Here is a 1,326-nt window from a genome sequence, read left to right on the forward strand (position 1 = left end):
GCTTCATCACTGTATACTGCTATTAAATATCGATCTCCTTACACGGATCGTATTATTAGGAGTGAAAAATCGATTTTTGTTTAATAGGAATAAAGGAGTCTTGAGGAAATTCATCAAGTAATGGAGATAAGTATTTTCTGCCTCTGTTTTCTCCAGTGTGTTTAAGACTCATGGATTTTAGAAGAAGTTGTGATAATCTTGCTGAATCAATTTGCAATAATTTTCTACATTGTTGATTCGTTATCGTGGAGTTGTGTAGTAGAAAATAATCTAATATTTTTCTTTCATGTGCTTTTTTGTTTGTTTTTTTGCATTTGGGACAAATCCAAGTTCTTTTTTCTCGTATGAGGGGAAAGTGATCACAGTTATAGCAGACTATTCCTTTTACTAGGTGGTTATCGTTTATGCCAAGTTGAGTTAATAAGTCAACTTTTAGAGGAGTATTCCCTTGAAGAAGTTTATCGTTAAGGAGCTTTAACATATTTTGGTCGTAATATTTTTTATTATAGCTGCTATATAGTTGAGCAAGTTTGGAGGGTAATACTTCTAAATGAATAAGTTTATCAAAAACAGATGGGTCCTCTTGACTGTTTATAATAATCGCTGAAGAGTTACTTACAACCACTAATGTTTCAATAGGGATCGGTGGCATTGCATTATTTTGTAGCCATCTTTGCAAATTGGCTTTCTGGCTTTCAGCTTGAAGTATTGGGCTTTTATACCCTTTCTTTTTATTCCCATCTTTTTGGATGAATTGGTGCGTTTTTGAATCGTATTCTAACTCATCTTTCATGTTTTTAATCTCAATAATAAATATAACTTGTTCTGAAATAATAAGCGAATCAATCTGAAAAGCAAAAGGTCCATTTGTTAATCGAAGGCCTGGGTAAACAAGAGTGGAGTTTTGCTGATACATCGATATTGTATAATCAGCGTATTTTTCACCTCGATACCCAGCTAGATAATTTGAGTAGTTTTCCTGTAATGTTTTGTTGTTTCGAAACTTAGGCTTTAATTCTCTAAACAGTGCCTCATAGCACAACAAAACATGTGGCTTGGTTCGTTTTATTTGATTCAAGAAATCATCTCCCATTAATTAGTTGGTATTATATTCGATAATAAAAGATGAATCCCTTTATTTTTTCGTTGAAAAATGAAAAAAATTTATGAATTAAGTGTCATTTGATATTAGAAATCAACGCTCACCCAGATATATCAACGTTTGGCCAAATGGAATCGACGTTCAGCGCCAAAGAATCGACGTTCAACCTGAGGAATCAACGTTCAGCGCCAAGGAATCGACGTTCAAATTGAGAAATCAACGTT

At 33.4% G+C, this 1,326-nt stretch carries 1 protein-coding gene; it reads right to left on the minus strand.

Annotated features, from left to right (window positions below; translation table 11 throughout):
* Nucleotides 1-55: 55 nt before the first annotated feature.
* Nucleotides 56-1,078 carry a nuclease-related domain-containing protein gene (locus tag BMX40_RS04310; protein WP_170840659.1) on the minus strand — a complete coding sequence of 341 codons (1,023 nt, stop codon included), beginning with the start codon at nucleotides 1,076-1,078 and terminating at the stop codon, nucleotides 56-58.
* Between the last annotated feature and the right edge of the window lie 248 nt (nucleotides 1,079-1,326).

This window comes from Oceanobacillus limi, assembly GCF_900111445.1.
Lineage (GTDB): Bacteria > Bacillota > Bacilli > Bacillales > Amphibacillaceae > Ornithinibacillus > Ornithinibacillus limi.